This is a genomic window from uncultured Boseongicola sp. (assembly GCF_937988555.1).
Classification (GTDB): Bacteria; Pseudomonadota; Alphaproteobacteria; order Rhodobacterales; family Rhodobacteraceae; genus Boseongicola.
This window is the reverse complement of record NZ_CALJXO010000390.1, coordinates 1-3,263: the sequence shown is the minus strand read 5'-3', so window position 1 is coordinate 3,263 and position 3,263 is coordinate 1. Positions and strand designations below refer to the sequence as shown.

At 52.4% G+C, this 3,263-nt stretch carries 3 protein-coding genes and 1 pseudogene; 3 read left to right on the top strand and 1 reads right to left on the bottom strand.

All coding sequences use genetic code 11. The features are described from left to right. A pseudogene (locus tag Q1B15_RS23070) lies at positions 1 to 245 on the bottom strand (hypothetical protein); the annotation flags it as partial. A 244-nt stretch (positions 246 to 489) separates the two neighbouring features. Between Q1B15_RS23070 and Q1B15_RS23065 the strand changes: the two are divergent. From Q1B15_RS23065 to Q1B15_RS23055, 3 genes are all read left to right on the top strand, one after another. Next, on the top strand, positions 490 to 1,473 hold the full coding sequence (locus Q1B15_RS23065) for an extracellular solute-binding protein (protein ID WP_299758539.1): 984 nt from the start codon (positions 490 to 492) through the stop codon (positions 1,471 to 1,473). A 64-nt stretch (positions 1,474 to 1,537) separates the two neighbouring features. Continuing rightward, the gene (locus Q1B15_RS23060; protein ID WP_299758536.1) at positions 1,538 to 2,623 is read left to right on the top strand and encodes an ABC transporter ATP-binding protein; all 1,086 of its coding nucleotides are present in this window, start codon (positions 1,538 to 1,540) and stop codon (positions 2,621 to 2,623) included. Beyond that, the coding region (locus Q1B15_RS23055; RefSeq protein ID WP_299758535.1) for an ABC transporter permease subunit at positions 2,620 to 3,263 on the top strand (644 nt) is incomplete at its 3' end. The genes Q1B15_RS23060 and Q1B15_RS23055, both read left to right, overlap by 4 nt.

The window sequence follows — 3,263 nt, the reverse complement described above, 5'->3', positions numbered from 1 at the left end:
AACCGGGCGATTTTGGTGCGAATATTAGCAATAACATCGTCCGGTATTTGATTTTCAACAATCAAATAGCTGTTTTCGTTGTAAAAATCTATCTGATCCTGCGTCAGCACTTCGCGCCTTGCATTATCCTTTAGTCCGGTTTCAAGGTGTCGAGCATGGGAAACACAACGACCCGATAAACTTGTATCCGACATTCCCCAAGGAGAATGCGTTCTCCCGCATGTTGCCGCTGATTTGTGCCCCAATCAAGCCTTCTGGGTGCCCCGTACCGTGATGCGGGCCTGACATACGACCTGAGGGCGCTGTCAGAGAAAACTGTCTTGAGCCGGGCAGGGCGAGTGCACTAGTGGAGACTAGTTATCATTCGTCTGACAGTACCAAGGTATTGACTCATATAATATTTTGGAATGCAATGTAGTCAGACGGCGCGATGAATGCACCGTGTGCGGTCGGGAAAGCAACCCGGCACAAACGACTCTTGGAGGTCACATGAAAAAGTCGATCAAGACCACGGCATTTGCGTCCGTGATTGCAATTAGCGCGTCAATGGCTGCAGCGGATGGAATTGTAACGGTGTATACGGCCGTCCCGCAAAACTTCATCGACGCGTTGGTGCCGATGTTTGAAGAGCAGACCGGTACGTCTGTCGAAATCATCAAGGCGGGCTCTGGCGAACTGCTAAACCGTTTGACGGCTGAGGCCGACTCTCCGATGGGCGACGTTCTTTGGAGCGTGGATGGCACTGTGATCGACTTTAACCCGGGGCTTTTTGAAGCCTACGAAGCCGCGGGTACCGACATGCTTGCCGACGGCATGAAACAAAGCGATATGTGGTCCCCATTCACCGCTGTTGTCATGACTTTTATCGTCAATGAGAGCAAACTCGACGGCAAGCCAGTCCCCGACAGCTGGGCCGCATTGGCTGATCCGATGTACGACGAAATGATCTCGTCAGCGCGTGCCGAAGCCTCCGGATCCGCCTACATTCAGTTGGCGACCGTCCTGCAAGCTTTTGATAGTGAAGAAGCGGGCTGGGAAGTCTATAAAGGTATGCTCTCAAACTTCGTTTTGTCCGATAGCTCCGGCGCGGTACCGCGTTTTGTCAATGACGGCGAACTTGCTGTTGGTGTGACACTCGAAGACGCAGCATTGCGTTACGTTGAAGGCGGCGGGCCGGTGCAGATCGTCTATCCGGCAGAAGGCACAGCAATTGCACCGGACGCCATGGCATTGATTGCCGGGGCACCAAATGGCGACAACGCCAAGGCATTTCTCGACTTCATGTTGTCTCAAGAAGCACAGACGGTTGTGGCCGAACAAGGGCGTCGTCCCGTACGTTCAGACGTTGGGTCTAATCCAGCGCTGTTGCCGTTGGCCCAAGTGAATTCGGTGGGCTACGATGGTAAGTGGGCAGCTGACAACCGGGCTCGCCTTGTTGACCAGTGGAAAGACATGGTGCTTGACGTTCAATAAGTAAACTACAATCGCCGGGTCCGGCTTGACCGGACCCGGCCCCTTATTATTGCGGGTGAACTGAATGGCTTCGGTCGAAATTAAGGGAATCCGCAAGCTTTATGGCGATGTGGTGGCCCTGTCGGACATAAATATTTCAATTCCGTCTGGATCCTTCTTTACGCTTCTTGGGCCATCCGGATGTGGCAAGACTACGCTGCTTAGAACAATTGCCGGATTCCATGACCAGAATGCCGGACGTATCGAAGTTGATGGCAAGTCGATTGAGGGCCTTCCTGCCTATCGGCGAGACGTCGGTATGGTGTTTCAGGATTATGCGATTTTTCCGCATATAAGCGTTCGCGACAATGTCGCTTTTGGCCTTAAGCAACGCAAGGTGTTGGCGTCGGACATTTCAAAACGCGTGGCTGACGTTCTAGAAGTTGTACAACTGGGTGCTTTCGCAGATCGCATGCCGCACGAGTTGTCAGGCGGGCAGCAGCAGCGTGTCGGACTTGCGCGAGCCGTCGTGATCCGCCCAAAAGTGCTTTTGATGGACGAGCCGCTGTCGAACCTTGATGCGCGCCTGCGTGTGGACCTGCGCGCAGAACTGCGCCGTATTCAGCGCGATCTTGGGATAACCACGGTTTATGTAACACATGATCAGGAAGAGGCTTTGGCGATGTCTGACACCGTTTGCGTTATGCATCAGGGTGTCATTCAGCAGGCGGCTAGCCCGCTCGACATATATTTGCGCCCTGAGAACAGGTTTGTTGCGACCTTCGTCGGCGCGTGCAATTTCATGTCCCTGTCGAAAGAGGGGGGACAATTCTCGCTGAAGTCGAGTGGGGCGAAAGTATTCGATGCGGCAGGATTCAATGCTACAGAAATCGCCTGTGCCGTGCGGCCCGAAACGCTACGCGTTGCATCGGGTCACGTCACTCCGAGCCCTGAAGAGATCGCGATCCCGGCTAAGATATTAGATGTCAGTTTTATCGGACGAGAAATGGAAGTGCTTACGATCACCGACGGTGGCGAACAGTTGAAATCCCTGGCACGCCCAGACCCCGCTATTATTGAATTAGCCAACGGCAGTTCTGTCACGGTATTGGTTAAACGTGATGATCTGGCCTTCTTTGAGGCGACTGAAGTTGGCCGGCGCGTCGGATGATCAGGCAATTGCGCAGACCTGACTTTTGGACCGTCGTGACTGGCGTTATTTTGGTTGTTCTTGTCGTACTACTTTTGATCCCGATTATTCGCGTTCTTTTGTTGTCTTTTGTTGACGCCGATACGCTGAAATGGACGTTGGGCAATTACGTCGAAGTCTTTACGCGGAATTTCTATCTCAAAGGACTGAAGAACACGTTGTTTGTTGGCTTTTTGGGTACATTAGGGGCCTGTATGCTGGGTATTCCGCTGGCATTTTTCACCGCGCGTTTCCACTTGTGGGGCCGGGCCTGGATTTCAACGCTTGCAATTCTTGTACTAGTATCTCCGCCATTCATTGGCGCCTACGCTTGGATCATGATGCTCGGCTCCAACGGTTTTATCACGAATTTTTTCGGAAGGATCGGGATCGAGACGCCAACAATATATGGCGCACACGGCATTGTTCTTGTTTTCACACTGAAGTTCTTTCCTTTCGTTTTTCTGATGACCCAGACTGCGCTGATGGCGGTGAACAAGTCGTTTGAAGACGCCGCAGAGAATCTTGGTTGCACACCATTGCAACGATTCACGAAGATCACGCTTCCTCTTGTTTTTCCGGCGATCAGCACGGGGGCAATCATCTGTTTTGTATTGTCGAT